This window comes from Bacillus sp. AFS001701 (assembly GCF_002559405.1).
Lineage (GTDB): Bacteria > Bacillota > Bacilli > Bacillales > Bacillaceae_G > Gottfriedia.
Genome location: NZ_NTZO01000404.1, coordinates 1 through 1,242, shown reverse-complemented (window position 1 = coordinate 1,242; position 1,242 = coordinate 1). Strand labels below are relative to the sequence as shown.

Sequence of the window (1,242 nt, the reverse complement as noted above, 5' to 3'; positions counted from 1 at the left end):
CTAATGCATGCGTTAGTTGAATAAGAATTATATGATCTTGTTTCAATTTTTTAATTGTTGAATAAAAAATCTTTTTGCAACTTGAAAATAAAAAATCTCCTTCTGCAGGAGATTTTTTATTTCATATTATTAGTTAAAGAGTTAATACTACGTGAAAATACTAAACTATTTGAAACTAATCTAATTTTTTAATAACAATAGAAGCGTTTACGTTTGCTTGTGTGCCACCTGCCAGAGTCTGTAGAGTAACTGCTGCTGCAGATGAATGATTTCTTAGAGTGAGAACATCGCCAGATGCTATGGCCACTATAGTCTGACCGGTATTTTGCTGAGTGCCGGCGCCTGAACCGTAAACTGTTCCTGGAACCTCTGCACCATTTAAAAACAGTGCGAATTGGTTAGGTTCTACACCAGATACAGAGAAAGTAACCTCGTAGATTCCAGGAGTAGTAACTAAAATTGGAGAAGTTCCAGGAGCATGAGTAATTCCTGAGGTAGTTATACCATTAGTATCAAAAACAACATCTGCCTCTATGGCAACCGACTGGGCAGCTCGGTTGTAGATATATGCAAATTCGGCTAACCCACCACCTGTTGCTCCTGTTGGACCCGTCGCTCCGACTGCCCCAGGTGCTCCTGCTGGGCCTGTTGCTCCTTGTGGACCTGGTGTACCTTGTGGGCCCGCTGGACCTGTTGGACCTGGTATTCCTGCTGGGCCTGCTGGGCCTGTTGGACCTGCTGGACCTGGTGCTCCTGCTGGGCCTGTTGGACCCGCTGGACCCGGAGTTCCTGGTGTACCTTGTGGACCTGCTGGGCCTGTTGAACCTGGTATTCCTGCTGGACCTGCTGGGCCTGTTGGACCTGCTGGACCTGCTGAGCCTGTTGGACCTTGTGGACCTGGGGTTCCTTGTGGGCCTGCTGGACCTGTTGGACCTGGTTCACCTGGTGTTCCTGCTGGGCCTGCTGGGCCTGTTGGACCTGCTGGACCTGGTGCTCCTGCTGGGCCTGTTGCTCCTGGTGGACCTGGTGTACCTTGTGGACCTGCTGGGCCTGTTGGACCTGGTATTCCTGCTGGGCCTGCTGATCCTGTTGCTCCTGGTGTACCTTGTGGACCTGCTGGACCTGTTACTCCTGCTGGACCTGGAGGTCCTCCTGAAGGGCCTGTTGCTCCCGTTGCTCCTGTTGCCCCCGTCGCTCCTGGTGCGCCTGGCGTTCCTGGTGCGCCTGGTATACCTTGTATGC

The 1,242-nt window shown here is 51.0% G+C and carries 1 protein-coding gene; it reads right to left on the bottom strand.

The genetic code is table 11. The features are described 5' to 3' along the window. Nucleotides 1–175: 175 nt before the first annotated feature. Entirely contained in the window at nt 176–1,240 is a 1,065-nt protein-coding gene (locus CN514_RS20145; protein ID WP_098234116.1) for a BclA C-terminal domain-containing protein, read from the bottom strand. Between the last annotated feature and the right edge of the window lie 2 nt (nt 1,241–1,242).